Origin of the sequence: Streptomyces sp. NBC_00310, assembly GCF_036208085.1 — a bacterium.
In the GTDB taxonomy this organism is placed as follows: Bacteria; Actinomycetota; Actinomycetes; order Streptomycetales; family Streptomycetaceae; genus Streptomyces.
Genome location: NZ_CP130714.1, coordinates 7,398,614 through 7,423,465, shown reverse-complemented (window position 1 = coordinate 7,423,465; position 24,852 = coordinate 7,398,614). Strand labels below are relative to the sequence as shown.

24 protein-coding genes are annotated in these 24,852 nt (G+C 69.7%); 10 read left to right on the top strand and 14 right to left on the bottom strand.

The window, feature by feature from the left end:
• Window positions 1–72 precede the first annotated feature (72 nt).
• The 14 genes from OG202_RS32590 to OG202_RS32525 all read right to left on the bottom strand — a co-directional run bounded on the left by OG202_RS32590 (window position 73) and on the right by OG202_RS32525 (window position 11,752).
• Window positions 73–888 (bottom strand): SOS response-associated peptidase, encoded by an 816-nt coding sequence (locus OG202_RS32590; protein ID WP_326577671.1) that lies wholly within the window; start codon window positions 886–888, stop codon window positions 73–75.
• A 214-nt stretch (window positions 889–1,102) separates the two neighbouring features.
• Window positions 1,103–1,243, bottom strand: a complete 141-nt coding sequence (locus tag OG202_RS32585) for a hypothetical protein (RefSeq protein WP_327727877.1) — start codon at window positions 1,241–1,243, stop codon at window positions 1,103–1,105.
• A complete protein-coding gene (locus OG202_RS32580) occupies window positions 1,236–1,967 on the bottom strand; it encodes a 4'-phosphopantetheinyl transferase family protein (RefSeq protein ID WP_327727878.1) in 732 nt (243 codons plus the stop codon). The genes OG202_RS32585 and OG202_RS32580 overlap by 8 nt, the downstream gene beginning before the upstream one ends.
• On the bottom strand, window positions 1,964–2,155 hold the full coding sequence (locus OG202_RS32575; protein ID WP_327727879.1) for a hypothetical protein: 192 nt from the start codon (window positions 2,153–2,155) through the stop codon (window positions 1,964–1,966). Before OG202_RS32575 ends, OG202_RS32580 begins: the two co-directional genes overlap by 4 nt.
• A complete protein-coding gene (locus OG202_RS32570; protein WP_327727880.1) occupies window positions 2,152–2,553 on the bottom strand; it encodes a lipocalin-like domain-containing protein in 402 nt (133 codons plus the stop codon). Before OG202_RS32570 ends, OG202_RS32575 begins: the two co-directional genes overlap by 4 nt.
• Before the next feature lie 83 nt (window positions 2,554–2,636).
• Window positions 2,637–3,545 carry an alpha/beta hydrolase gene (locus tag OG202_RS32565; RefSeq protein ID WP_327727881.1) on the bottom strand — a complete coding sequence of 303 codons (909 nt, stop codon included), beginning with the start codon at window positions 3,543–3,545 and terminating at the stop codon, window positions 2,637–2,639.
• On the bottom strand, window positions 3,542–4,492 hold the full coding sequence (locus tag OG202_RS32560; protein ID WP_327727882.1) for an aromatase/cyclase: 951 nt from the start codon (window positions 4,490–4,492) through the stop codon (window positions 3,542–3,544). The genes OG202_RS32565 and OG202_RS32560 overlap by 4 nt, the downstream gene beginning before the upstream one ends.
• Before the next feature lie 29 nt (window positions 4,493–4,521).
• Window positions 4,522–5,307, bottom strand: coding sequence for an SDR family NAD(P)-dependent oxidoreductase (locus tag OG202_RS32555; protein WP_327727883.1), 786 nt, complete (start codon window positions 5,305–5,307; stop codon window positions 4,522–4,524).
• Window positions 5,308–5,386: 79 nt separating this feature from the next.
• A complete protein-coding gene (locus tag OG202_RS32550; RefSeq protein WP_327727884.1) occupies window positions 5,387–5,650 on the bottom strand; it encodes an acyl carrier protein in 264 nt (87 codons plus the stop codon).
• Window positions 5,651–5,727: 77 nt separating this feature from the next.
• Window positions 5,728–6,921, bottom strand: coding sequence for a ketosynthase chain-length factor (locus OG202_RS32545; RefSeq protein WP_327727885.1), 1,194 nt, complete (start codon window positions 6,919–6,921; stop codon window positions 5,728–5,730).
• Window positions 6,918–8,189: a beta-ketoacyl-[acyl-carrier-protein] synthase family protein gene (locus tag OG202_RS32540; protein ID WP_327727886.1), complete on the bottom strand. Its 1,272-nt coding sequence runs from the start codon at window positions 8,187–8,189 to the stop codon at window positions 6,918–6,920. Before OG202_RS32540 ends, OG202_RS32545 begins: the two co-directional genes overlap by 4 nt.
• Entirely contained in the window at window positions 8,186–8,857 is a 672-nt protein-coding gene (locus tag OG202_RS32535; protein WP_327727887.1) for a TcmI family type II polyketide cyclase, read from the bottom strand. Before OG202_RS32535 ends, OG202_RS32540 begins: the two co-directional genes overlap by 4 nt.
• 258 nt (window positions 8,858–9,115) lie before the next feature.
• Window positions 9,116–9,922, bottom strand: a complete 807-nt coding sequence (locus tag OG202_RS32530) for a response regulator transcription factor (RefSeq protein WP_327727888.1) — start codon at window positions 9,920–9,922, stop codon at window positions 9,116–9,118.
• 366 nt (window positions 9,923–10,288) lie between these two features.
• On the bottom strand, window positions 10,289–11,752 hold the full coding sequence (locus OG202_RS32525) for an MFS transporter (protein WP_327727889.1): 1,464 nt from the start codon (window positions 11,750–11,752) through the stop codon (window positions 10,289–10,291).
• A gap of 228 nt (window positions 11,753–11,980) precedes the next feature.
• Between OG202_RS32525 and OG202_RS32520 the strand changes: the two genes are divergently transcribed.
• The 10 genes from OG202_RS32520 to aroA all read left to right on the top strand — a co-directional run bounded on the left by OG202_RS32520 (window position 11,981) and on the right by aroA (window position 24,841).
• Window positions 11,981–12,685 carry a TetR/AcrR family transcriptional regulator gene (locus OG202_RS32520; protein WP_327727890.1) on the top strand — a complete coding sequence of 235 codons (705 nt, stop codon included), beginning with the start codon at window positions 11,981–11,983 and terminating at the stop codon, window positions 12,683–12,685.
• Between the two features lie 173 nt (window positions 12,686–12,858).
• The gene (locus tag OG202_RS32515) at window positions 12,859–14,085 is read left to right on the top strand and encodes a cytochrome P450 (protein ID WP_327727891.1); all 1,227 of its coding nucleotides are present in this window, start codon (window positions 12,859–12,861) and stop codon (window positions 14,083–14,085) included.
• Window positions 14,086–14,096: 11 nt separating this feature from the next.
• Complete coding sequence (locus OG202_RS32510) at window positions 14,097–15,104, top strand: LLM class F420-dependent oxidoreductase (protein WP_327727892.1); 1,008 nt, start codon at window positions 14,097–14,099, stop codon at window positions 15,102–15,104.
• Complete coding sequence (locus tag OG202_RS32505) at window positions 15,101–16,309, top strand: hypothetical protein (protein ID WP_327727893.1); 1,209 nt, start codon at window positions 15,101–15,103, stop codon at window positions 16,307–16,309. Before OG202_RS32510 ends, OG202_RS32505 begins: the two co-directional genes overlap by 4 nt.
• A 185-nt stretch (window positions 16,310–16,494) precedes the next feature.
• A complete protein-coding gene (locus tag OG202_RS32500) occupies window positions 16,495–17,955 on the top strand; it encodes an FAD-dependent oxidoreductase (protein ID WP_327727894.1) in 1,461 nt (486 codons plus the stop codon).
• A gap of 61 nt (window positions 17,956–18,016) precedes the next feature.
• Window positions 18,017–18,871, top strand: a complete 855-nt coding sequence (locus OG202_RS32495; RefSeq protein WP_327727895.1) for an NmrA family NAD(P)-binding protein — start codon at window positions 18,017–18,019, stop codon at window positions 18,869–18,871.
• A gap of 350 nt (window positions 18,872–19,221) precedes the next feature.
• The gene (locus OG202_RS32490; RefSeq protein ID WP_443052363.1) at window positions 19,222–20,658 is read left to right on the top strand and encodes an IS1380 family transposase; all 1,437 of its coding nucleotides are present in this window, start codon (window positions 19,222–19,224) and stop codon (window positions 20,656–20,658) included.
• A gap of 1,117 nt (window positions 20,659–21,775) precedes the next feature.
• The gene (locus OG202_RS32485; RefSeq protein WP_327727897.1) at window positions 21,776–21,982 is read left to right on the top strand and encodes a hypothetical protein; all 207 of its coding nucleotides are present in this window, start codon (window positions 21,776–21,778) and stop codon (window positions 21,980–21,982) included.
• 647 nt (window positions 21,983–22,629) lie between these two features.
• Window positions 22,630–23,352 carry a M50 family metallopeptidase gene (locus OG202_RS32480; RefSeq protein ID WP_326577672.1) on the top strand — a complete coding sequence of 241 codons (723 nt, stop codon included), beginning with the start codon at window positions 22,630–22,632 and terminating at the stop codon, window positions 23,350–23,352.
• A 157-nt stretch (window positions 23,353–23,509) separates the two neighbouring features.
• Window positions 23,510–24,841: a 3-phosphoshikimate 1-carboxyvinyltransferase gene (gene aroA / locus OG202_RS32475; protein ID WP_327727898.1), complete on the top strand. Its 1,332-nt coding sequence runs from the start codon at window positions 23,510–23,512 to the stop codon at window positions 24,839–24,841.
• Window positions 24,842–24,852 lie beyond the last annotated feature (11 nt).

Here is a 24,852-nt window from a genome sequence, read left to right as displayed (position 1 = left end):
GAACTCACGGAACTCACGGAACTCACGGAACTCACGGAACTCGCTGAACTCGCTGACTTGATCTCGGTCACGTCAGAACAGTGTGCCCTCCTCGGGCCCCTCCAGCTCCTTCAGCAGCTCCGGACCGTTGTTGCGGACGTTGCTGACGGCCGTGGAGACGGGGTAGGCGCGCATCAGCCCGGCGGGCGGCGGTTCGAGCAGCCCGCGCAGGTCGTCGAGGTCCGTACGGGCGGGATCGAGCCAGCCGTCCCAGCGGTCGGGCGTGAGCATCAGCGGCATCCGGGGGTGGATCTCGGCCAACGCGTGCGGGCCGTCCTCCGGGGCCACGGCCAGCGGGGTCGCCTCGGCCTCCGTCGTGATCACCGAGCAGGTCGCCCACCAGGCCCGCGGGTGGTCGTCCGGCAGCGTCTTGTCCCGCCAGAACTCGTACAGCCCGGCCATCGCGAAGACGGACCCGTCGGCCGGCAGCACGAAGTACGGCTGCTTGCGCGGCCGCTTCTTCTTCCCCTCGACCTCCAGCTCCCGCTCGCCCGTGCCGGTGACCCACTCGAAGTAGCCGTCGGCGGGCAGGATGCAGCGCCGGGTGGCGAAGGCACGGCGGAACGACGGCTTCTCGTGCACGGTCTCCGCACGGGCGTTGATCATCCGGGCGGCGCCCTCGGGGTTCTTGGACCAGGAGGGGACCAGACCCCACTTCAGCTTCCGCAGCTGGCGAACCGGCCTCTTGTCCTCGGCGTCCTTCAAAGGGCGGTCGAGAACCGCGTAGACCTCCTTGGTGGGAGCCACGTTGTAGTCGGGTTCCAGGGTCTCCTCCGGCTCCCACTTCTCGATCTCAAAGACTCCTGCGAGATCCTCTGGCCTACGACTCGACGCATACCGTCCGCACATATGAAACCACCCCTCCGACCTGCGAAAACGGCTACCTCAGTCAGCACCGAGTCAGCACAAGTGCTGGTCAGCGCCACATCCACTCGTACCCCAGGGCCTTCACCACTTTACGGAAGGGGGACGAGGAGTCCGAGTGGCCACCAGGGGAGCCTGCGGCCCGCCGTGAGCCGGAGGCACCGCTTCTCCAGCCAGGCGGGCCGGAACCTGCCCGCGCTCAGTTGACACTGCGCCATATGTGCTGCTCCCACTCCTCGTCCTGGTCGTCCTGGCCCCCGTCGCCACGGGGCACCCGCTCGGGTGTAACGAGGTGGTCGTCGTCCCTGCCGATGCTGATCTGCCGCACGAGATCATTCATGAAAGCGGTCCGTCCTTCCGGTCTCCGGGGCTGTCTCACGAACGGGGGTTACGAACACCGGTTCCCTCGGCGGTTCGCCCGCAGACACGCCCACCGCGGCGACGTACCCGCCAGGGAGCCGGAAGGCTCTGAACTGCGCCGCTGCATAGGGGGTGCGCGCGACGAGCGGGAAGCGGGCCCCCGAGCACTCGAAGCCGATGCTCCGCAGGCCCGCACGCAGGCCCTGGCCGGTCAGTTTGGCCGCCGCCTCCTTCAGCACCCACAGGGCAGCCCGGCGTTCCTCGTCCTGCGGCACGGCGTGCAGGGCCGCCCGCTCACCTGGGCCGAGGAAGGCGTCGTCGGGCAGCCGGGTGACGCGCGCCACCTGCTCCGTGTCAACTCCGACCCGCGCCCCCAGGGCCACGGCCGCCAGCGCGTACCGGCCACTGTGCGCGATGCTCAGCGACACCTGCGGCCTGCCCACCACATAGGGCTGCCCGCCGAGGCGCCGTCCGGTGCACACGGTCGTCCACGGCGCGCCGACGATCCGTGCGGCCGCCCGGCGGGCCAGCCACTGCCCGATCAGCGAGCGGGTCCGGTCCGCGGCCAACCGCTTTCGCAGGACGTGCTCGCGTTCGGCCGGCGCCAGCAGCTCGGACACGGTGCGCGCGAGCTCCTCGGTGCCCGGGGTGCGCAGATCGTGCGCGAGGAGCAGCACGCGGGGCGAGGCTGCGACGGGGGTCATGTGCCCTCCAGTCCCAGCCGTCCCAGGTGCGCGGCCACCGTGGCGGCGGTCCTGCCCTCGGCCGCAGCGTCCTGCGGACCGGTGGCCGTATGGTGCACCGCTCCGGGAGCGAAGATGCTCAGGGCCATCAGCAGCGGGTGGTCGGCGTCCTCGGCCGTCCCGACGATGGTGTCCGCCAAGGCGCTCATCGGGTACCCCCCGACCGATCGGCCCTGCGCCACACGAGGACCCGCCGCTGCGGACGCGCGTCCGCCTCCCGGGTGGCGCGGACGGTGAGGACGTCCCCGTCGAGTTCGGCGTCCCGCGACTGCTCGATGCCGATCCAGTCGGGGCGCGACGAGATCCGGATATGGTGCACGACCTTCCCATCCTGTGCCCGCCACTCGCCCGCGTACCCCATGTACGACGGGCCGGGTGGCGAAGCCGGTGCGGTGGGCATCATGCTCACCGAGACGTGGCCGTCGGGCGTGTAGATCAGCATGCCCGACGGGGACGGCCCCAGTGGGCCCTCACCCACGGGCCGCCCGGCCTCGTCCACGTCATGGAAGGCGTCCAGATGCCACACACCGACGATGTCCTGCGTCATGTCCGGTCCTGCTTTCCTCACGTGAGTCTGATCGGGTCGTCCGTGCGGTCGGGGCCGGCGGCCTGGGGAACCCGCCGGCGGTGTCAGGCACTGTCGGAGGACATCAGCGCGGGGCTCCGTTCCGACTCCCGCCCCTGCACGCACTCCTCCACGAAGCCGAGGGCTCTGAGGTGGTAGGCGCGGGCCGTCCAGCCGAGGCTGATGTTGTGGCCGGCGTCGGGCTGATGGTCCGTCACCACGCGGGGCGCCGAGCTCAGCCGTGACCGCAGCCGGGCGACCGCCTGCTGGTCGTGCTGCCACCAGGCCTCGTGCTCGGCGAAGGTGAACCGGACGGGCACGCGGATCCGCTCGGCGAACTCGGAGAACTCCTGCGTCCAGCGGACGGCGTCCGCGAGCTCGCGCGGCGGAATCGAGGCGACGACGCTGCCACTGGCCCGGAACGTCCCCGGCGGATACAGCCGCAGCGGCCCCCAGTTGAGCCGCCAGCTCCGTCGCCCGTGGGTGTCCCTGGCGCTGAACGGCACCGCGTACTCGCCGCCGCACCCGGAGATGTCGAGCCCGAGCAGTTCCGGAACCATGCCGTCCGCGGCGATCCGCAGCGCCGGCTTGCCACCGAAGGAGTGGGCGAGGAGGAAGATGCCGCTGCCCGTGTCGAACCGCGCCGCCAGGAAGCGCAGGGCCGCGCTGAGCGTCGCCGCCTGTTCCGCGATCCCCTGCCCCTGGGGCAGCTGCCGGGCCGACAGGCCGTAGCCCGGGCGGTCCACGGCCACCGCCGCGAACCCGAGGCTCGTGGCGAGGTCGAGGAACGACGTGTCAGGGTGGGACGGTCCGTGGAAATACGAGGAGCTCATCCCGGCTCCGTGCAGGGCGACGACCATCGCCCTGCACGGAGCCTGTGACGGGAGGGCGAGCAACCCGGACAGGGTGATGCCGTCCGCGTCGAGGGTGATGCCACGCACTCCCGCCGTGGCGGCCGGCTGTGCCACCGTCATGGACGGTCGCCCCCGGCACGCTCCTCGGCGAACGCTTTGGCAAGACCGAGGGTCGCCATACTGTTGGTGCTGAGCGCCGTGCGGACGTAGTCGATCGCGTCCTGTACGGTCGCGTCCGCGCCCAGGATCTTCGCGACGTTCTCGGTCTTGACCGTGAACGTGTGCTGCGAGGAGGCCGTCACGCCGTCCTCGGTCGGCGTAACGGTCCAGCTGCCGGTGTGCAGCGAGATCAGGGCGGGCAGCGTGACCTGCTTGTAGGCGATCCGGTGGTGCGGCAGGCACACGCGGTACGACTTCGTGGTGTGCGAGGTGCCGTCCTTGGACAAGGTGTCCATCTCGAGCGTCTGCAGCCCCGGTGCCGGCTCCTCCAGCCGCACCGCGAGGACGTGCGGCAGGCGATCTGTCCACAGGTCCGCCCGGTCGATGAAGTCGTACACGTCGCGGGCGGCGCCCCTGATCGTGACCGTGTCCTCGAAGGAGCAGGTCAGCGCGTCGGCAGTACCGTCGGACTCGGCTGTCACCTTCAGCGACTCGAGCTCGGCGCGGGAGTTGCGGTCCACGACGTCGTCGAGCCAGGCGAGGCTCTCGTCGTCGACCGCCTGGTAGTCGTGGTCGAGGCGCACCAGCGCGTCTCCGGAGGGGAGCGCCTCGATGTGCCAGGTGCCGCCCATCGCCGCCACGGGGGGCGTGCTGACCTCCTGCCGGAACCGGATGCGGAGGTTCTCCGGGTCGAGGGTCCGGCGCGACGTCCAGTTCTTGACGGTGTCGCCGGCCGTCGCCCAGATGCGGATGCGCTCCTCGCGTTCGCCGCGCTCCACCTGGTCGACGTAGATGTTCGGGGGGAAGAGACGGGGCCAGTCCTCGGCATGCGCGAGCATGCGGTAGACGGTTTCGGCCGGGGCCGAGATCTTGATCTCGTGACGGGACTCGTGCAGCTCCGACGGCATGGTTGGACTCCTTCGTGCTCGGTAGGTGATCAGAAGTTGCCGAGGCCGCCGCAGACGTTCAGGGCCTGGGCGGTGATGGACGCCGCCGTGTCGGTCATCAGGTAGCCGACCAGACCCGCCACTTCCGCGGCGGTGGAGTACCGGCCCAGCGGGATCTTGGCCTGGAACTTCTCCAGGATCGCCGCCTCAGAGGCACCGGACAGGCGGGAGTAGTTCCGCCGTACGTGCTCGGCCATCGGGGTCTCGACATAGCCCGGGCAGACAGCGTTGACCGTGATGCCGGTGGGAGCCAGTTCGTTGCCCAGCGCCTTGGTGAAACCGACGACGCCGTGCTTGGACGCGGAGTACGGGGCACCCAGGACGACGCCCTGCTTACCGGCCGTGGAGGCGATGTTGATGACGCGCCCCCAGTCCTTGTGCCGCAGCCCGCCCGTGGTCAGCACCTCGCGGGTCAGGCGGAACACGCTGTTGAGGTTCGTGTCGACGATGTCGTCCCACAGTTCGTCGGAGATGTCGGCCGTGACTCCACCGCCCGGGATCCCCGCGTTGTTGACGAGCCCGTCGACCGTGCCGAACCGCTCGACGGCCGCCTGGACGAATCCGCGGATCGAGTCCGGGGACCGCACGTCCAGGACGACGCCGTCCACGTCGAGCTGCTCCTCCTGGAGCTGCTTGACGGTCGTGACGACCTTGTCCTCGGTGCGGGACCCGATGAACACCCGGTGCCCCTGCCCGGCCAGCAGCCGGGTGACGGCCAGACCGATGCCGCTGGTGGCACCCGTCACCAGGACGACCCGGCTCTTCTGCTCTGTCATTTCCCCTCATTTCCCTGCGAGTTTCACTGTGGTCTCGAGCTGCGGTGGCGCGCTGAGGCGTCGCTCCGCGGCGGCGTGGTCAGGCGGCCTGAGCGAGCAGGTGGGCGGAGATGGCCTCGAGGAGGGCGCGGGGCGTGCTCGCCTCCCCCACGACGGTCTCGTCCAGCTCGATGCCGTACTCGCGCTCGACGCGGCTGGCGGTCTCCAGCAGGGCGAGCGAGTCGTAGCCGATGTCGGCGAAGTCGGCGTCGAGGATGTCCCCTTCAAGGCCGGTGCCGTCGGGGGCGCCGGAGCCTTCGAGGAGGATCCGCTTGAGGTCGTTGAGCGTGAAGATGCGGGACATGGGGAGCCTTCTTTCTTGTTTCTGCCTGTTCCTGATACGGCTGGATCGGGGGTGCGGCCGGGCTTGTGGCGGTGCGCTCAGCGGCGCACGACCATCGCCGAGTTGAAGCCGCCGTGGCCCCGGGCGAGGACGAGCGCGGTGCGCAGGCGGGCGGCGCGGGGCTGGGAGACGACCAGGTCGAGGCCGTAGCGTTCGGCCGGCTCGGTGTGGACCGTCGGCGGGATCGTGTCCTCGCCCAGGGCGAGGAAGGCCGTGGCGAGATCGAGCGCCGCGCCTCCGGCGTACAGCCGTCCCGTCATCGTCTTCGGCGCGGTGACCGGTACGCCGTGCGGCCCGAAGACCTCGACGATCGCCTCGGCCTCGACGCGGTCGAGCTCCGTCTCCGCCGCCGCGTCGGCGAACACCACGTCCACGTCGGCGGCGGTCACGGCCGCGTCCACGAGGGCGAGCTCCACGGCCTTGCGCAGACCGGGTTCGCGTCCGTCGAAGGTGGCGGCGTACCCGGCGATCTCGCCGTACACCCTGGCGCCGCGGGCCCTCGCGGAGTCACCCGACTCCATGATGAGCAGGGCGCCGCCCTCACCGGCCACGTGGCCGGCAGCCCGGTCGTCGAAGGGCAGGTAGGCGTGGGTCGGCTCGTCGGCGGTGCTGAGGCGGCCGCTGGTGTGCAGTCCGGCCCATCCCCAGGAGCAGAGCAGCGAGTCGACGGCGCCGGCGACGACGAGGGAGGTGCCTTTGCGGATCTGGCGCCGGGCCTGGGCCACCGCGTCCAGCCCACCGGCCTGGTCGGTGACGACCACGCCGCTGGGGCCCTTCATGCCGTTGCGGATGGAGATCTGGCCGGTGTTGACCGCGTAGAACCAGGCGAACGACTGATACGCGCTGACGTACTGGCTGCCCTTGCTCCACAGGTTCTTCAGCTCGTGCTGGCTGAACGCGAACCCGCCCGCCGAACTCGCGGTGCTCACGCCCATGCGGAACTCGGGCAGTTCGGCCGGCCGCACACCGGCGTCGGCGAGCGCCCAGTCCGCCGCGACGAGGGAGAGCCGGGTGACCCGGTCGGTCTGGGGCATCAGCCGGCTGGGCAGCTGCCCCTCGGCCACGAAGTCGCCGATCTCGCCGGCGAGCCGCGCCGGGTACCCGGAGGCGTCGAAGTGGGTGAGCGGGCCGAGGCCGCTCTTGCCGGCGAGGGTAGCGTTCCAGAAATCCTGGCCACCGAGTCCGTTGGGCGCCGCCACACCCAGGCCGGTCACCACCACTGAGGCCGTCACGCCACACTCCTTTCAGGCTGGGCCAGCACCATGGCGCTCTGGAACCCGCCGAAGCCGCTGCCGACCGTGAGGACGGTGTCGACGAGCTGATCGCGGGCGGTGAGCGGCACGTAGTCCAGGTCGCACTCGGGGTCGGGAGTGTGCAGGTTCGCCGTGGGCGGTACGACGTTGTTCCGGATCGCGAGGATCGACGCGGCGATCTCGATGGATCCGATCGCGCCCAGCGAGTGCCCCACCATGGACTTGATGGAGCTCACGGGTGTCCGGTACGCGTGGTCGCCCAGGCTGCGCTTGAACGCGGCGGTCTCGTGGCGGTCGTTCTGCTTGGTCCCCGAGCCGTGCGCGTTGATGTAGTCGATGTCCGTGGGATTCATCCGGGCCTCGTCGAGGGCGACGGTGATCGCCTCGGCCATCTCCCCGCCGTCGGCGCGCAGGCCCGTCATGTGGTACGCGTTGCTTCGGGTGGCGTATCCCGCGATCTCCGCGTAGACACGGGCGCCCCGGCGCTGCGCGCTCCCGAGTTCCTCGAGCACGAATACCGCGGCGCCCTCGCCGAGCACGAACCCGTTGCGGGTGCCGTCGAAGGGCCGGGAGGCGTGCTCCGGCTCGTCGTTGCGTGGCGTGGTTGCCTTGATGGCGTCGAAGCAGGCGAGAGTGATCGGCGAGATCGGCGCATCGGTGGCGCCGGCGACCACGACGTCGACCGTGCCCTCGCGGATCAGCTCGGCGGCGTAGCCGACCGAGTCGAGCCCGGAAGTGCAGCCCGCCGACACGACGCTGCTCGGTCCCTGCGCGCCGACGGTGCGGGCGACCTCGGCCGCGAAGGAACTCGGTACGAAGTAGTTGTAGAAGTGCGGGTCGGCGTAGGTGTGGTCGACCAGGTCGAGGCGGCCGTCGTCGCTGACGATCCGGTAGTCCTCGTCGAGGCTCATGGTGGAGCCGACGGCGGTACCGACCGTGACGCCGATCCGGTAGGGGTCGTACCCGTCGAGGGCCAGGCCGCTGTCGGCGACGGCGCCACGCGCGGCGACCACCGCGAACTGGGCGGCCCGGTCCATCCGCCGGACCTCCTGCGGAGTCAGGCCGTGCGCGTACGGGTCGAAGTCGACCTCGGCGGCCACGCGGGAGCGGAACGGTGAGGGGTCGAAGAAGGTGATGCCCCGGGTCGCGGTGCGTCCCTCGGTCAGCAGCTCCCAGAACTTCCGGGCTCCGACCCCGCCGGGGGCGAGGACCTCGACGCCGGTGATGACGACTCGTCGCGCGGTCACTGCGCCGCCTCCCAGTGGTAGAAGCGGGCGGCGATCTGGTCGGCCGTGGAGCGCCAGCGCTCCGGGGCGTACTTCTTCACCAGCGGGTCCAGGTCCGCGCAGATCTTCACGAAGCGGGGGTCGGCCTCCTTCCACGCCTGATCGATCACGGCGGTGCCGTTCTCGCTCGGGAAGTCCTGGATGTGGAAGTACACGCCCTGGTACGCGAACAGCTGCCGGCGCCGGGTGCCCATCCGGTACGGGAAGTCGGTGGCGTCCAGTTCGCCGAAGAGCCGGGCCACCTCGGGGATGACCTCGTCGGCGACCCGGTTCACGATCACCGTGCTGTGCAAGCCGGTCTCCTTGTCGACCGACGGCTCGCCCTCCCAGTGGTAGAAAGCGACGGCACGGTCGTCGGCCACGGTCGGGTTGTAGGCCGTGACCAGCGGTGCCAGCCGCTCGCTGAGTTCGGTCCCCCGGAATTCCTTCGCCGCTTCGTCGGCCGCCGCGCCGGCGCTCTCTCCGGTGAAGTCCTGAATATGGACGAAGACGTCGTAGTAGGCGTACAGCTGCCGACGCTTCAGCCCGGATACCCGGGGCGCGGTGACCGCATCAAAGTCGGAGAAGATCTCTGCTATCTCCTTGCTGCAATCCTCGTCCAGTCTGCCCACGCTCACCACAGTGAACATGTCCTACCTCCCGTTCTGTTCCGACGCATCGGATTACGCAATCAACTATTCACCAGAGCTCAGCACACTCTCAACCCAATCCACTTCATGACTTCTACATTTCCAATGGCGGGAACAGTCAGGTCTCCACACGCCTAACTCAGCTTTATGTCAGGGAAAGGTCAGACCGGCAGGTCAGGGCATGGAAAAGGCCGCCGCCGCAGCTGGGTGAGCTGCGGCGGCGGCCGGTGAAATCTTTTCTTTCTCTTTTCCCTCTCTTTACGGCATCATGGGCACGCCCCGCCCAATACGGAAGCCGACACCGCGCACAGTGAGAATCCAGGACTTTGCACCGAGTTTTTGGCGGATACTGCTGACGTGCGTGTCGATCGTACGTCGGGACCAGGAGTTCTCCCAGACCTGGCGCATGATGCGCTCGCGCGAGACGACACTGTCGGGATTGACCACGAGCAGGTGGAGCAGGTCGAATTCCTTGCGGCTCATCGGGATCAGCCGGCTGTCCAGCCGCACTTCACGGGTGAGCGTGTCGATCCGCAACGGGCCGCGCTCGATGACGTGCTCGCCCTGCCGGTGTCGTGTCGCCCGTCGCATCACCGCGTCCATCCGGGCCATGAGTTCCCGGAATCCGTACGGCTGGACCACATAGTCATCGGCCCCGGCCTGGAGGGCCAGCACACAATCCAACTCGGACGAGCGGTCCGTGATGACGATGATCGGGGTGTCACAGGTGACCCGGATCGCCCGGCACACCTCCAGCCCGTCGATGTCGGGAAGGTCGGGACCCAGCAGCACCACGTCCGCCTGGTCGTAGACCTCAAGCGCCTTGGCACCCGTATCGACGCAGGTCACCTGGTGCACATGCCGGCCCAGCGCCTGTCTGAGCAGCTCTTGCTGCCGCTGCTCACTCTCGACGAGGAGCACTTGCCAGGTGTCGAAGGCCGGGAACGAGACCGGGAGGGGCCGCGTCGGCAGCAGGCCGGCGCCTCCGCGGTACCGCTGCCGATCGGCCCCGCCGGCAGCAACCGTGAGTATGCCACTTTCCGATATCTCAGTACGCTGTTCCATCCATCTACCCCCATGATCATGGATGTGAGACAGGAGACGTCCTGATCTTCTTCTCGTAGAAGTCGATCAGGATTTGCCGGTCGGAACTCACGGCGGCTTCATTGCCGACCGCGGGCGAACAGGCAGGTACTCCGAGGTCCTGGTACGAGCTTTTTTCCGTATGGTTCGGAACGGATCCGCCAGGAATGCCGCTCGTCACGCTAACACGCGGACATCCGAGCCGGAAGACCGTCGATCATGTCCCATCGAATGCCACAGAGAAGCCTGCCATGTGGCTGAATTCATTCGGAGTAGCGCGATGCAACGCGTCCAATACCGCGCCGTAACGAAAAGGTGCCGGTGCATTCGCTGTGGAGGAAGGCACCGTCACCCCTCCACGGGCCGTACAGCCCGCTCGGGCAGCCACCGGGTGCACAGGGCGGCGCCCGCGACGAGCGTGAGGGCCACCAGAAGCGCCGCCGAGGTCGCCGCCGTGAAGGCCGACGCCCCCTCTCCGCGCCGCCCGTTCAGGACGGAGAAGAAGACCGTGCCGAGTACGGAGGCGCCGAGCGCGTTGCCCACCTGCTGGGCGGAGGTCAGGGTGCCCGAGGCGGAGCCGGTCTCCCCCTCATCGACACCCGAGAGCACGATGTCGAAGAACGGCGCGATGGCGAGTCCGGAACCGACACCGATCACCGCGAGGGCGGGCGACAGCCACCAAGCGTTCACCGGATCGTCCTGCACGGCGATCGTTCCCAGCGCCGCCAGCAGACCGACGGCGGTGGCGGCGAACCCGATGAACATGGTCCGTCGCGCCATCCCGAGCGCCTGGGACAACCCGAACCCGAGCAGCATGCCCGCCGCCTGCGCGATCGTGGCGAGGCCCGCCTTCAGCGGGCTCATCCCGAGACCGAGCTGGAAGAAGAGGCCGAACAGCAGCGCGCCGCCCATCATGACGCTGAAGAAGAGGATGCCGATGAACAGCCCGGAGACGAAGGCCTTCTTCCCGAAGAGTGCGGGAAGGACGAGCGTCGACAGGCCCTTGTCCGCCCGGTGGTACTGGTGGCGGACGAAGCCGGCGAGAGTACCGATGCCGGCGGCCAGCAGCACGAACACCCACCAGGGCCAGCCGAGCTCACGGCCCTGCACGAGCGGGAAGATCACGGCGGCCATCCCAGCCGCGGCGATCAGCGCCCCGACCATGTCGATCTCGAGGTCCCGCTGCCGCTGCGACCTTGGCAGCAGGACGAACCCGGCCACCAGGGCGAGGACACCGACCGGTAGGTTGACCGCGAAGATCATCCGCCAGCTCCAGCCGAAGTAGTCTGCGTCGACCAGCCAGCCCGCCATGATCGGCCCGGCCACACCGGACAGCGCCATCACGGGCCCGGTCACCCCGAAGGCCATGCCGACCTTGTCCGGCGGGAAGAGGCTCCTGATGATGCCGAGCGCCTGCGGCACCATCAGCGCACCCAGCAGACCCTGCAGGATCCGGGCGGTGATCAGGGTCTCCGGGTTGGTCGCCAGCGCCGAGACCAGCGAGGTCACGGTGAAGCCGGCCAGACCGGTCAGGAAGAGGTTCTTGCGCCCGTACTTGTCGCCGAGCCGCCCGCCGACGAGCAGTCCGGCGGCCATGGCGATGGTGTACCCGGCCGCGAGCCACTGGATGAACTCCTGCGAGCCGCCCATGTCACGCGTGATCGTCGGCCCGGCAATGGTCGTGACCAGGGAGTCGAGCAGATCCATGACCTCGCCGACGAGGATGATGCCGACGGCCGCCCATGCCCGCCTGGCAGAGAACGCAGGGCCTTCCGGCAAGGCCACGGCCTGCGGCGTTTCAGTGGTGGACATACTGACCTCCTGGGGGGGGTCGGGACAGTGGGCAGTGCCGCCGGCAGCGCGGCGAGTGCTGCGCGGCGAACGTCGTGCGAGCGTAGAAACATTGTTCCCTTTGACCGAACGCCTGCCTGCAAACGAACACTGTTCTACGGTAGAATGGCGTTCTCCGTCAACCCAAATCCGAACCGCCCCGATCCGACCCCGCGCCCTCGGCGCCCCCTCACCGGTAAGGTCTCCGTGATGCGTCAGAAGTCGAACTCCGCCGAGGTACCCCTCCCGCCATGGGAGGTGCGCCGGAAAACCGAGGTTCCCCAACGTGCTCCGCTCACGGCGGAGCGGATCGTCGACGCCGCGCTCGCGGTCGTCGACACCGAGGGCAGTGCCGCTGTCACCATGCGCCGGATCGCCAGCGACCTGGGCGTGGTCGCGTCCAGCCTTTACGCGCACGTGCGCAACCGCGAGGAGCTACTGCTCCTGGTGCTGGAGCGGGTGATGAAGGAGGTCGGCGTCCCGGAGGTCACCGGGCAGTGGGACGCGGACCTCAAGGCGCACTACACGAAGATGCAGCGCGTGCTGTCCGCCCACGGCGACGTCGCCCTCTACAATTTCGCGGCCTTCCCGCCCACCGCCATCGGCGTGGCCATCACCGAGCGGCTGCTGTCGGTCCTGCTGAACGTGGGCGTCCCCCCGAAGATCGCGGCTTGGGCCCTGCACCGGCTCACCCTGTACACGACGGCCGACGTCTACGAGGGCTGGCGCCTGGCGAACAAGGACCTGGACGACTGGATCGATCCCGTCCGCGACTACTTCGCGTCCCTGCCCGCGGACCGGTTCCCGTCCATCGTCGGCAACGTGGACGTCATGCTGGACACCGACAGCGACGGCAGGTTCGAACTGGGCCTGGACATGCTGATCTCCGGGCTGGCGACGTTCGTCACGGACTGACCGCCCCGCAGCCTCCGCAGCCGCAATCCCGGGACCGGCTTTTTCCGTCACCGATTCCCTGCAGTTTCCCAGGTTCAGAATTAACAAAGAGCTGACTCTGGTCTGACCCTGAGGGAAAATTCGCCGCGCTACCGTTCATGTCATCCCCCCTCGGCATACCCAAGGGAATTGTCATGAATGAGATCGCAGTGGACGCTGCCCCGGAATTTCCCATACTCCGCACCTGCCCGTTCAGCGTTCCGGAGACGTATCGGAAACTGGACGAGGCGGGCGGCCGGGTGCACCAGGTCCGCATGTCCGATGGGCGCCGCGCCTGGCTCATCACCAAGAACGAAGACGCCCGAGCGGTGCTTTCCGATGCCCGTTTCAGTTCCGAGAAACTTCGGCCCGGATTTCCCGAACTTTCTCCGGGCGGACTCAAGGCGCTGACCTATTTCTCGCCGTTTCTCGTGAACATGGACGGACCCGAGCACTCCCAGGCCCGCCGCGCGGTCCTCGGCGAGTTCTCCGTGCGCAAGATCAACGCCATGAAGCCGCGGATCCAGCGCATCGTCGACACGGCGATCGACCGGATGCTGGAGCAGCCGGACCGGCCGGTCGACCTCGTCGCGCACCTCGCGGGCCCCGTACCCACACTGGTGCTCGAGGCGTTCCTGGGTGTTCCGGCGGACGACCTCGACGCCATCGAGCGCAACACCGGGAAGATGCTGCGCGAGGCTCGGACGGAGGACGACCAGCGGGCCGCCGCCGAGGCCCTGCACGCCCACCTCGACCGTGTCATCGCGGCCAAGGAGGAGAGTCCGGCCGACGACTTCCTCAGCCGTCAGATCGACCGGTCCCGCCGGGAGCACGGAGGGGTCGCCGACCGTTTCGAACTCGCCAGTCTGGTGCAGCTCCTGCAGATCGCCGGACACGCCTCCAGTGCCGCGATGATCTCGCTGTCGGTGCTCACCCTGCTGGCCAACCCGGAGCAGCTGAACGAGCTCACCACCGACCCGGCCCGCACGCCAGCCGTGGTCGAGGAACTCCTACGCTTCCTGTCGATCACCGACACCGGGCCGCTCAGGCTGGCCCTGGAGGACGTGGAGATCGGCGGCGTCCGCATCCGCGCGGGCGACGGTGTCATGATTCCCACCCTGCCCGCGAACCGCGACGCCGACGCCTTCCCCGACCCCGACCGCTTCGACATCGGGCGAGCCTCGGGCACCCGCCATGTCGCGTTCGGCTACGGAGCACACCAGTGCCTCGGCCAGAACATCGTGCGCACCGAGCTCCAGGTGATCCTCGACCGCCTCTTCCACCGCGTCCCGGAGCTGCGGCTCGCCGCCGAACCCGACGCCCTGCCCTACAAGTACTTCGGCCAGTTCTTCGGCCCCGTCGAACTTCCCGTCACCTGGTAGGAGACCAGCACGTGAGCATACGTCTCGGTTATCACATCCCGTACTTCCATCACACGGAGACGGTCACCGGCCTCTTCCCCGCACTGGTCGCCCAGGTGCGCGCCGCGGAGGACGCCGGGTTCGACCTGGTCACGACGATGGACCACTTCTACCAGCCGCCGCTGATCGGTCCGCCCGACGGCCCGATGCTGGAGGCGTACACCCTCCTCGGGGCGCTGGCTGCGGCCACCAGCCGTGTGCAGCTGTCGACCATGGTGACCGGCATCGGCTACCGCAATCCCGCCCTGCTGGCCAAGATGGTCACCACGCTCGACGTGATCAGCCAGGGGCGCGCCGTGCTCGGCGTCGGCGCCGGCTGGCATGAGCAGGAACACCGCGAGTACGGCTACGAGTTCGGTACCCTCGCCGAGCGATTCGGCCGGTTCGAGGAGGCGCTCGGCGTCGTCGTCCCGATGCTGCGCGGGGCGCGGCCGCGAGTCGAGGGGCGCTGGTTCCGCGCCGAGGGTGCCATCAACGAGCCCCGGGTCCGGGATGACGTACCGCTGCTGCTCGGAGGCGGTGGCGAGAAGAAGACGTTCGCCTTCGCCGCCCGGCACGCCGACCACCTCAACATCATCTGCACGACTTCCGAGCTGCCGCGGAAGATGGCGGCGCTGCGGACGCGGTGCGCCGAGGCCGGCCGGGATCCGGCGACGCTGGAGACCAGCTTCGCCACGCCGCTGATCATCGACGAGGACGGCGAGCGGGCCCGCAAGCTGCTGGAGGAGGCGCTGGCCAGGTCGGGCGTGAACGTGGGGGAACTGACGGACTCCGAACGGGCTGCGGCGAGCGACCGGTTCTTCGTCGGCACCCCGGCCGAGGTCACCGAGCAGCTCCAGGAGCGGGTGCTGTGCCACGGCATCGACGGGCTCATGGCCAACATGCTCGTCAACGGGCACGATCCGGACGCCATCGCACTGGCCGGGCGCACGCTGGCCCCGCTGGTCGGGCTCGCGCCGGAGACGGGGACGACGACATGAACATGGCCGGATCGCAGCGCTTCACCGGAGGCGATGTACTGATGCAACAGCTGAGGATCGACCCCCCGGTGCAGCTGCTCTGGCGGGTGCAGGGCCGGTCGGCTCCCGAAGCGTTGCGGAAGTTCCACGCCAACCTGGCCCAGGGCCCGTTGAACCGCCGGATGCGGACGGCCCGGCTGCCGCTGGCCCGTCCGGTCTGGGAGCGGCACACCGACTGCTCCGCCCTGCGTGTCTCACCTCGGACGATCGCCCCGGAGGAGGTGATGGACTGGGCCGACGCTGCCTGCCGGGTCGATCTCGACGCCCATGCGGGCCGCGGCTGGGTTCTGAGCGCGGCTCATGTCGGCGACGGCACTTCCGTGGTGTCCCTGGTGGGTTCGCACGCGCTGACCGACGGCCAGGGCCTCATCGGTGCGGCCACACTCGCCGCCCGGGAGACCGCTCGACAGTGGCGCTCCGGGCAGCCGTCGCTGATCGACGACCTCACCGACGTGGTGACGGAAGGCATGTGGACGTACTCCCGGCTGACCCTGTCCCGGCTGCGCGGCAAGGTCGCCGGGGTACCCGCCACGGCCACCCGGATGCTGCTCGGCCGTTCACGGCAGGCAGAGGGCGCGGCGCCGGTCCGCTCCCGGCTCGCCTTCACCGTGTCGGCCGCCGACGCCGAGCGGGTGGCGCAGAGCGGCGGGGGCAGCGTGACGGGGCTGATGCTCGCCATGACCGCGAACATCCTGCGCGCCGCGCGGGGCACCACCGAGTCGGGCGGGCCGTTCACGGTCGGGCTGCCCGTGAGCTTCCGGCGGCCCGACGACCTGGAGTCCTCCAACATGGTCGGGATCGCCACGCTGCGGCTGGCCGGCCTGCGCGGGCGTTACACCGACCTGGCCCACATCCGCCGGCTGAGCAAGGCGGTGTACGCCGAGGTAGTCGGCCGGCACCTCACCGGCTATCCGCAGACCGATGCCGCGCTGTCCAACGCCGGCGAGATGCTGCCGGAGGCCAGGGACGTCTTCGGCCCCGCCCTGGGTGTCCTCTTCCGCACGGTGTCGGGCGCCGGGGGGCCGCCCGGCCGGATGAACTGTTTCGTCCTCAGGGCCGGGGGGACGGTGTCCATCGGCTTCCAGTCCGCCGGCGTCTCGGTCGGACACGGGCTGGTCGAGGCGGAACTCGACGCGTGGGGTCTCGCCCCGACCCACAGCTGGTGACCCACCTGCCGCGAGCCGCGGAGCAGCGCGGCTCGCGGTAGTCGCGGTCGCGCCCCAGTGTCCTCGCAGGCCCACAGGAGAACGTGATCGGCTCCTGACGGCCTGCGGAGAACGCTGTACTTGTAAAAGAACAACGTTCACTGATAGAACGTTGTTCAGAACTGGAAGGCAGAGAGGAACCCGTAATGGACGCTGACGTGATCGTGGTGGGCGCCGGACCCACCGGTCTGACGCTGGCCCACGAGCTGGCCCTCGCCGGCGCACGCGTGGCCCTGCTCGACAAGGGCCCCGGCCGGACCGGCGAGAGCCGGGCCCTGAACCTCCACCCCCGCACTGCGGAGATGCTGGCCCTGCGCGGCATGCTCGACGGCGCGGAGGAGCAGGCCAGGGCCCGCCTGGAGACCACCCACTTCGCACACCTGCCCGTGCCGCTGACGCTGGACGGCTGGAACTCCCGCTACCCGTACCAGGTGGCCATTCCGCAGGCCGAGGTCGAGAACGTGCTGGAGGAGCACCTCGCCGCACTGGGGGTGCGGGTTCAGTGGAACTCGGAGGTCACCGGCATCGACCAAGACGAGGAGCGGGTCCGCGTCCAGACTGGCGGGAAGTGGATCGAGGCACGCTATCTGGCGGGCTGCGACGGTGGCCGCAGCTTCGTCCGCAAGCACCTCGGCGTCGAGTTCCCCGGGCTGGACGCGCGGTGGTTCGGCACCGTCTCCGACGTGGTGCTGGGCCTCACCGGTGAGGGGATCGCCACGACCTGGGACACCAAGGGCTCTCCCCGGATGCGCCCTGACGGGTCGTTCGCGAACATCTTCCCCATCGGCAAGGAGTCGGACAACGTCCACCGCATCTTCTACAGCGTCGCCGACCAAGTGATCGACGACCAGCGCGCGAAGGTGCCGGAGGACGAGGTCATCGCCGCGATCCAGGAGTTCTACGGCTCGGACACCGAGGTCAAGGAGGTGCGCTGGGCCTCCCGGTTCAGCGACGCCTCGCGTCTCGCGGAGCACTACCGCGTCGGACGGGCCTTCCTCGCCGGCGATGCCGCGCACGTCCACCTGCCGCTCGGCGGACAGGGACTCAACACCGGCGTGCAGGACGCGATGAACCTGGGCTGGAAACTGGCCGCCGAGATCGCCGGCTGGGCCCCCGAAGGGCTGCTCGACACCTACCACGGTGAACGCCACCCGGTGGGCGCCGCCGTCCTCACGAACACCCGGGCCCAGGTCGCCCTCGGCCAGAAAGGCATCGAGCATGAGGCGCTGCGGGAGATCTTCACCCAGCTGATCAAACTGCCGGAGGCCAACCGCCTGCTCGGCGGGGCGATCTCCGGGCTCTCCATCCGCTACGACCTCGGCGGCGACGAGCCCGTCGGCGCCCGGCTCACCGACTTCGCCCTGCCGGACGGCCGCTGGGTCAGCGAACTGTTCCAGCAGGGGCAGGGCGTCCTGCTGACCACGCGGACGGAACTCGTCGCCGAGTCGGCCCCCTGGACGGGCCGGGTGGACGCCGTGGAAGTACCGGAGCTGCCCGGCCTGGGTGCCGAGGCTGTGCTGGTGCGCCCCGACGGCTACGTCTGCTGGGTGTCCGGCACGCCGCTCACGGAAGCACTCCACCGCTGGTTCGGCGCGCCCCGGACCTGACCCGCGGCCGGCCTGGGCGCCGGCCGTGTGCGTCCCACTTCCCCACGTAGGAGTCCACCTCATGACCATTCTGGTGACCGGCGCGACCGGTAACGTCGGCCGCAACGTCGTCGAGCTGCTGCTCGCGGCCGGTGCCCCGGTGCGGGCCACCTCCCGGAACCCGAAGACCGCCGGACTGCCCGCGGGCGTCGACGTGCGCGCCGGGGACCTGGACGACCCCGGTTCGTTCGGGGACGCGCTGTCGGGCGTGGAGAAGCTCTTCCTGTTCCCCAACCCGTCCGGCGTCGTCGGCTTCCTGCGCCTCGCCGGGGACTGCGGCGTCAAGCACGTGGTGCTGCTGTCGTCCGCCGCGGTGAGCGAGCCCGGTGAGACCGCCAGTCCGATCGGGCTCATGCACCTGTCGGTCGAACGGGCGGTGGAGGACAGCGGTCTCGCCCGGACGGTGCTGCGGCCGGGCGCCTTCGCGAGCAACGTGCTGCAGTGGGCCCCCGCGATCCGCGAGGGCGGTGAGGTCCGTGTCCCGTACGCCGAGAGCGTGGTCTCGCCGATCCACGAGCGGGACATAGCGGCCGTCGCCGTCAAGGCCCTGCTGTCCGATGGACACGAGGGCGCGACGTACGAGCTCACCGGCCCGGAGTCGATGACGCAGCGCCGGCAGGTCGAACTGATCGCGGCGGCAATCGGTCGTCCGGTGACCGTCGTCGACTTGGTCGGCGATGCCGCTCGGACCCAGCTGGAGGAGCAGTACGGCTCGTTCGGAGTGCCCGGCCTCGTCGACTCCGTCCTCGGCACGTACGCCGCCTCGGTCGGCACCACCGCCCCGGTGACGGACACGGTCGCCCGGGTCACCGGCCGTCCGCCGACGGCTTTCGCCGACTGGGCGCTGGAACACCGTACAGCGTTCACCGCTGCCTGACGGCAGACCTCCGACATGAAGGAGCCGAACCCAGAACGGGTACGGCTCCTTCTCTGCTGCCTGGCTGCCTCGGGCCTGGGCCGCCTTGCGCCGCTCCCGCCGCGGTCCGGAGGCAGGCGCCCCGCCTCGGCTGATTCTCGGTCGGCACCGCGCGGGCGCATGCCGTCAGGAACGATCGCCGCTACGTCGGCGTCTCAAATACCGTCCGCGACATATATAACACCCCTCCGACCTGCAGAAACGTCAAATCATGTCGCTAACCTCGCCGTTTCACTTGGGTACGCCTGGCTTTGCGGCGGAAACGCGAAAGTGCCTTCCTGACCGGGGACGATGAACCTTGCTGAGGGGTTCTGTCGGTCCAGACGGAGGGCACTTTCTACGTGCAGGCTATCGGGTTGCGTCCCAAGGTCCATGTCAGTGCCGTTGGTTCGGGGGTGGTCGGGCATGCCGGGGCACGGTTGCTGGCGGATCTCGCTGATGCCACCGGGCTGACCGCCTCGTACTCCACCGCTCTCAGGCCGCTTCGGCCGCGCGGGACGGGGCATGATCCGGGCCGGGTCGCCACCGATCTCGCGGTGATGCTCGCCGATGGCGGTGAGGCGATCGCGGATCTGGCCGTGCTGCGGGACCAGGGCGAGGTGTTCGGCCCCGTCGCCTCCACGCCCACGGCCTGGCGGTTGCTCGCCGACATCGACAAGGCTGCACTCGCTTCACTGCGAGCGGCGCGCGCTGCAGCCCGGGAAGTCGCCTGGATGCAGGCCGCCGAGACCGGCGCGGGCATACCCGCTGTCCGGGCCGGCGGACGCGAGCTTCCCGGCCTGGTCCTGGACCTCGACGCCACGCTGATTACCTGCCACTCGGAGAAGGAACAGGCCGCCCCGACTTATAAGGGCGGCTTCGGCTTCCATCCGCTGCTGTGTTTCCTCGCGAACACCGGCGAGGCCGTGTCCGGCCGGCTGCGGCCGGGGAACTCCGGAGCCAACACTGCCGCCGATCACATTGCGGTGCTCGACCAGGCGCTCGCGCAGATCCCCGACGCTCACCGGCACGGCACCGACATCCTGGTCCGCGCCGACAGCGCCGGATCCGCGAAAGCCTTCCTCGCTCACGTCCGCGACGTGCGGAAACGAGGAATTCGTACCTCCTTCTCGGTCGGATACGCGGTCACCGAGCCGGTCCGCCGCGCTGTCCGGGCCATGCCCGACCGCCTCTGGCATCCCGCCCTGGACCAGGACGGGACACTGCGTGATGGCGCCGAGGTCGCCGAGCTGACCGGGATGATCGATTTGGACGGCTACCCGCCCGGCACCCGCATCATCGTGCGCCGGGAGCGGCCGCACCCCGGAGCCCAGCTGTCCCTGTTCGACCAGGACGAGGGCCTGCGGCATCAGGTGTTCCTCACCGACACCCCGTACTGCGGCGGCGGTTCCGCCCAGTTCCTGGAGGTCCGTCACCGCGGGCATGCCACCGTCGAGGACCGCATCCGGTGCGGCAAGACCACCGGCTTCGGCCGCTTCCCCTCCCGCGACTTCGGCGTCAACACCGTCTGGCTCGAACTCAGCCTCGCGGCGATCGACCTGATGGCCTGGACCCGTGTCCTCCTCTTGGACGGGGAACTGGCCACCGCCGAGCCGAAGAAGCTCCGCTACCGGCTCCTGCACGTCACAGCCCGCCTCACCCGCGGCGGCCGACGCCTACGCTTGCGGATATCGGCGACCTGGCCCTGGCGAAACGAACTGGCCACGGCCTTCCACCGCCTCGCCGCCCTGCCCCGTCCCGCCGGCTGACCGGCAAACCCCCGTCCGCCACGACCCGAAGGACCTGGAGAACCCGACCATCGCGCCGGGACTCCGTCATGCCCGAAAACCGAAATCGCGTCGGTCACCCGACAGTTGCCCCTCAGCGACCCCTCACCGACCCAACCGAAACGGCGAGGCTAAGGTCAGCACCAGTCAGCACCGTTGCCGAGCGCCGCCGGGGCGAACCGGTAGCGCACGTCGTGAGGCGACCAGTCGTCACGCAGGGTCTTCACTGCCACCAGTCGCGTACCGGTGCACAGCCCCGCCGACATCCCCAGCAATCGACGTTCTCGCGTCAGCGGTGCCAGCGGCCGGGACTTCCTGTGCGCGGCCCGCCTCCTGGGAAAACCTGATCCGCCAGAAGATCGGAAACGAGCAGATGAGGCGGACGAGGCGGTCATTGTCGAGGGTCTGGCCATGCCGTACGAAGAGGCTCTGGCCTACGCGGTGAACGGCGCCCCTTGGTCCCGCCGTCTCGCAGTACCCGCCGCCGCCGCCGGACGGCTGTTGCGAAGTTCTCGCCTCTTGGTCAGAGGTTAAGGACCGTCTCGGTGAGCAGATGGCCGCGGCCCAGGACGCGCAGGCAGTCGGCGACGAGGGACGTACGCAGTTCTCTGCTCACCTCGAGGCTGTGAGGTCGACCGGTCTCCGCGAGGCTCGTGCAGTGCATGTCGCGGGCCTTGAGCAACGGCGCGCAACTCCTTCTCAACGGCGTCGAGATGCGGAGTAGGAGACCTCCTGGCGCCAATGTCAGCAGGGCCTGCGGCAGTGGCCGCGACGCACACAGCCGACACAAGCGTGAGTCGGCCCGAGCCGTCGCCACCCTGCTCAACACCGTCCGCCGGGACCAGATTTCCCAGGCACCCGCTGTGGCAAGGCTGCTGCATCGGCAGTTCGCCCGCATTACCCCGGCCGAGGCCAGCCGCCATGCCGTCTGCGATCGGTGTCTGCTCGGCCCGGACCCGCTCCCGGCCGGGGGCATCGACGCGGTGCGTGCCCTGGTGTTCACCGGTGAACACGACGACGTCAGCACGCCGGACGAAAACCGTGTTGTGCAGCCTCCATCGCCGGCTCGACCTTCCTCCTCGTCCGCAACGCCGACCACATGGTGCACCTCGAACGGGAAGCCGAATACGCCGATCTCGTCCTACGTTTTCTCACCGACCTCCGGCTCGACGGCCTCCCCTACACGACTGCACCGGAGCACTTCGGGCAAGTGGGTAGGCGCCGACATGAGCTCCGGACCATCGGCTTCACCATCACTCTGGCCGCCGCTTTCACCAGCTACAAATTCCGCGAGCGAAGCTACTGACGAGTAGGCGCCCTCGCAAATGCCCACGATGCGCCTGAGCTCACACCGCGCAGCATCGAAGCGGGTGAAATCACCGGCGTGCAGATCAGCCGGCGCGCTCTACAGGGAGTGGGGCGCGGCCGAAGCCCGGGGCCGGTCGCCAACCGCGCTCTGAAAGGCGTCCTTGGGTGAGCAGCCACATCCGGACCACCGAGGCGCGCCGTGATCGGCACGAGGCTCGCACTCACGGGCCAGGACGTATTCTCCCGACGCCGACGCCGACGTGTTGCGGTGGTGGGTCCGCGACGACTCTTCGTTACACACAGACGAGGCGGTCGACCGCTGCGGCAACGTCTGCCCGAGCCGGACCGTGCAAAGAGATCAGCACCGACCCAGCACAGAACGGGTTTCCTGGGGTGATCACAGGTGCCTCCAGGTCAGCACAAAGTCAGCACGGGTAGAGAAAGAGCCCCGGATCGCTCCGAGGCTCTAAAGCTGTGACCTGCATGTTTGCTGTCAGGAACGATCGCTGCTAACTCGGCGTCTCAGATAGCGTCCGCACATAAGTGCCACACTGCCAGGCCCACCCGTCACCCGACCACCGCCCCCGACGATGGCGCGCCGCGCCGGCCCCGATCGATCGCGACCCCGAGGAGCCACCGCAGAACATGGAAAGCACCGCAGTCACCTCGCTGGCCTCCCTGTGGGACGAGGTCTTCGGCACCCAGCCCGACCCCGACCTCTGGGTCGTCATAGCCACCGCCGTCGCCGCGCTGGCGGCGATCGTCCCGCACGGCGTCTGGCGGCTCTCGCGCAACGCCATCACCATCGCGCACGAGGGCGGCCACGGACTGATCGCGCTGCTCACCGGCCGCACCCTGACCGGCATCCGGCTGCACTCCGACACCAGCGGCCTCACGGTCAGCCGCGGCAAGCCCACCGGCCTCGGCATGATCCTCACCGCCGCCGCCGGCTACACCGCGCCCCCGCTCCTCGGCCTCGGCGGCGCCGCCCTCCTCGGCTCCGGCCGCATCACCCTCCTGCTCTGGCTCTCCACGATCCTGCTGGTCGCCATGCTGGTCATGATCCGCAACGCCTACGGCGCCCTGACGGTCGTCGTCACCGGCGGCACCTTCGTCGTCGTCTCCTGGCTGGCGGGCCCCCAGGTCCAGGCCGCCTTCGCCTACGCGGTGGTCTGGTTCCTGCTGCTGGGGGGCGTCCGCCCGGCGTTCGAGCTCCAGGCGAAGCGCCGCCGAGGAGGCGCCGGCGACTCCGACGCGGACCAGCTCTCCCGCCTGACCCATGTGCCGGCGACGGTCTGGCTCCTGATGTTCCACGTGGTCTCGGTCTGCGCGCTGCTGGGCGGCGGCCGCTGGCTGCTGAACCTCTGACGCCGGGGTCGAGGCGCGCCCCGAAAAGGACGCGGGGCTGTCCCGACGCTTTGGCTCCGCCGCGTGGGCGCGACCAGCCACGACGGACCCGCGGACAAGAGCCGACCCGGGCTCCCGGCTCAACCCGGCGGAGCGAACCCCCACTAAAGTGGGCCCCATGGCCCTGAACGCACAGCCCGCCCTCTGGCCCGCCCCCTACGCGAGCGGAGCCGTCGACGCGACGGTCCACGTCCCGGGGTCCAAGTCGGTCACCAACCGCGCCCTGGTACTCGCCGCCCTCGCCAGCGAGCCCGGCTGGCTCCGCCGCCCCCTCCGCTCCCGCGACACCCTCCTGATGGCGGCCGCGCTGCGCGCGATGGGCGTCGGCATCGAGGAGACCGTCTCCTCCAGTTCGTCCGGCGCGGGCGGCTCCGGCGAGGCCTGGCGCGTCCTCCCCACCGGCCTGCACGGCCCGGCCACGGTGGACGTCGGCAACGCCGGCACGGTCATGCGCTTCCTCCCCCCGGTGGCCGCCCTCGCCGACGGACCCATCCGGTTCGACGGCGACCCCCGCTCGTACGAGCGCCCTCTGAACGGCGTGATCGACGCCCTGCGCGCCCTCGGCGCGCGGATCGACGACGACGGCCGGGGCGCCCTCCCGCTGACGGTGCACGGCGGCGGTGCCCTGGACGGCGGTCCGGTGGCGATCGACGCGTCCTCGTCGTCGCAGTTCGTGTCGGCGCTTCTCCTGTCGGCCCCCCGCTTCAACCAGGGCGTCGAGGTCCGTCACATCGGCGCGACCCTGCCGTCCCTCCCCCACATCCGGATGACCGTCGACATGCTGCGCTCGGTCGGCGCGCAGGTGGACACCCCGGAGTCGGGCGGCGAGGCGAACGTCTGGCGGGTCACGCCGGGCGCGCTGCTCGGCCGCGACCTGACGATCGAGCCGGACCTCTCCAACGCCCAGCCGTTCCTGGCGGCGGCCCTGGTGACCGGCGGCAAGGTCGTCATCCCCGACTGGCCCGCGCGCACCACCCAGCCCGGTGACCAGCTCCGCGCGATCTTCACGGAGATGGGCGGCACCTGCGAACTGACCGAGTACGGACTGGTGTTCACCGGTTCGGGTGCGATCCACGGCATCGACGTGGACCTGGGCGAGGTCGGCGAGCTGACCCCGGGTATCGCGGCGGTCGCCGCCCTCGCCGACTCCCCCTCGACCCTGCGCGGCGTCGCCCACCTCCGCCTCCACGAGACGGACCGCCTGGCCGCGCTCACCAAGGAGATCAACGAACTCGGCGGCGACGTCACCGAGACCGCCGACGGCCTCCACATCCGCCCGCGCCCCCTGCACGGCGGTGTCTTCCACACCTACGACGACCACCGCATGGCCACGGCCGGTGCGATCATCGGCCTGGCCGTGGACGGGGTGCGGATCGAGAACGTGGAGACGACGGCCAAGACCCTGCCGGACTTCCCCGACCTGTGGACCGGGATGCTCGGGAAGAACTGACGGGCGGACCG

Excerpts from the sequence above, each read along its gene's own strand:
- OG202_RS32590 (WP_326577671.1), bottom strand. The coding sequence starts at position 888 with ATGTGCGGACGGTATGCGTCGAGTCGTAGGCCAGAGGATCTCGCAGGA.
- OG202_RS32585 (WP_327727877.1), bottom strand. The coding sequence starts at position 1,243 with ATGAATGATCTCGTGCGGCAGATCAGCATCGGCAGGGACGACGACCAC.
- OG202_RS32580 (WP_327727878.1), bottom strand. The coding sequence starts at position 1,967 with ATGACCCCCGTCGCAGCCTCGCCCCGCGTGCTGCTCCTCGCGCACGAT.
- OG202_RS32575 (WP_327727879.1), bottom strand. The coding sequence starts at position 2,155 with ATGAGCGCCTTGGCGGACACCATCGTCGGGACGGCCGAGGACGCCGAC.
- OG202_RS32570 (WP_327727880.1), bottom strand. The coding sequence starts at position 2,553 with ATGACGCAGGACATCGTCGGTGTGTGGCATCTGGACGCCTTCCATGAC.
- OG202_RS32565 (WP_327727881.1), bottom strand. The coding sequence starts at position 3,545 with ATGACGGTGGCACAGCCGGCCGCCACGGCGGGAGTGCGTGGCATCACC.
- OG202_RS32560 (WP_327727882.1), bottom strand. The coding sequence starts at position 4,492 with ATGCCGTCGGAGCTGCACGAGTCCCGTCACGAGATCAAGATCTCGGCC.
- OG202_RS32555 (WP_327727883.1), bottom strand. The coding sequence starts at position 5,307 with ATGACAGAGCAGAAGAGCCGGGTCGTCCTGGTGACGGGTGCCACCAGC.
- OG202_RS32550 (WP_327727884.1), bottom strand. The coding sequence starts at position 5,650 with ATGTCCCGCATCTTCACGCTCAACGACCTCAAGCGGATCCTCCTCGAA.
- OG202_RS32535 (WP_327727887.1), bottom strand. The coding sequence starts at position 8,857 with ATGTTCACTGTGGTGAGCGTGGGCAGACTGGACGAGGATTGCAGCAAG.
- OG202_RS32530 (WP_327727888.1), bottom strand. The coding sequence starts at position 9,922 with ATGGAACAGCGTACTGAGATATCGGAAAGTGGCATACTCACGGTTGCT.
- OG202_RS32525 (WP_327727889.1), bottom strand. The coding sequence starts at position 11,752 with ATGTCCACCACTGAAACGCCGCAGGCCGTGGCCTTGCCGGAAGGCCCT.
- OG202_RS32520 (WP_327727890.1), top strand. The coding sequence starts at position 11,981 with ATGCGTCAGAAGTCGAACTCCGCCGAGGTACCCCTCCCGCCATGGGAG.
- OG202_RS32515 (WP_327727891.1), top strand. The coding sequence starts at position 12,859 with ATGAATGAGATCGCAGTGGACGCTGCCCCGGAATTTCCCATACTCCGC.
- OG202_RS32505 (WP_327727893.1), top strand. The coding sequence starts at position 15,101 with ATGAACATGGCCGGATCGCAGCGCTTCACCGGAGGCGATGTACTGATG.
- OG202_RS32500 (WP_327727894.1), top strand. The coding sequence starts at position 16,495 with ATGGACGCTGACGTGATCGTGGTGGGCGCCGGACCCACCGGTCTGACG.
- OG202_RS32495 (WP_327727895.1), top strand. The coding sequence starts at position 18,017 with ATGACCATTCTGGTGACCGGCGCGACCGGTAACGTCGGCCGCAACGTC.
- OG202_RS32485 (WP_327727897.1), top strand. The coding sequence starts at position 21,776 with ATGGTGCACCTCGAACGGGAAGCCGAATACGCCGATCTCGTCCTACGT.
- OG202_RS32480 (WP_326577672.1), top strand. The coding sequence starts at position 22,630 with ATGGAAAGCACCGCAGTCACCTCGCTGGCCTCCCTGTGGGACGAGGTC.
- aroA (WP_327727898.1), top strand. The coding sequence starts at position 23,510 with ATGGCCCTGAACGCACAGCCCGCCCTCTGGCCCGCCCCCTACGCGAGC.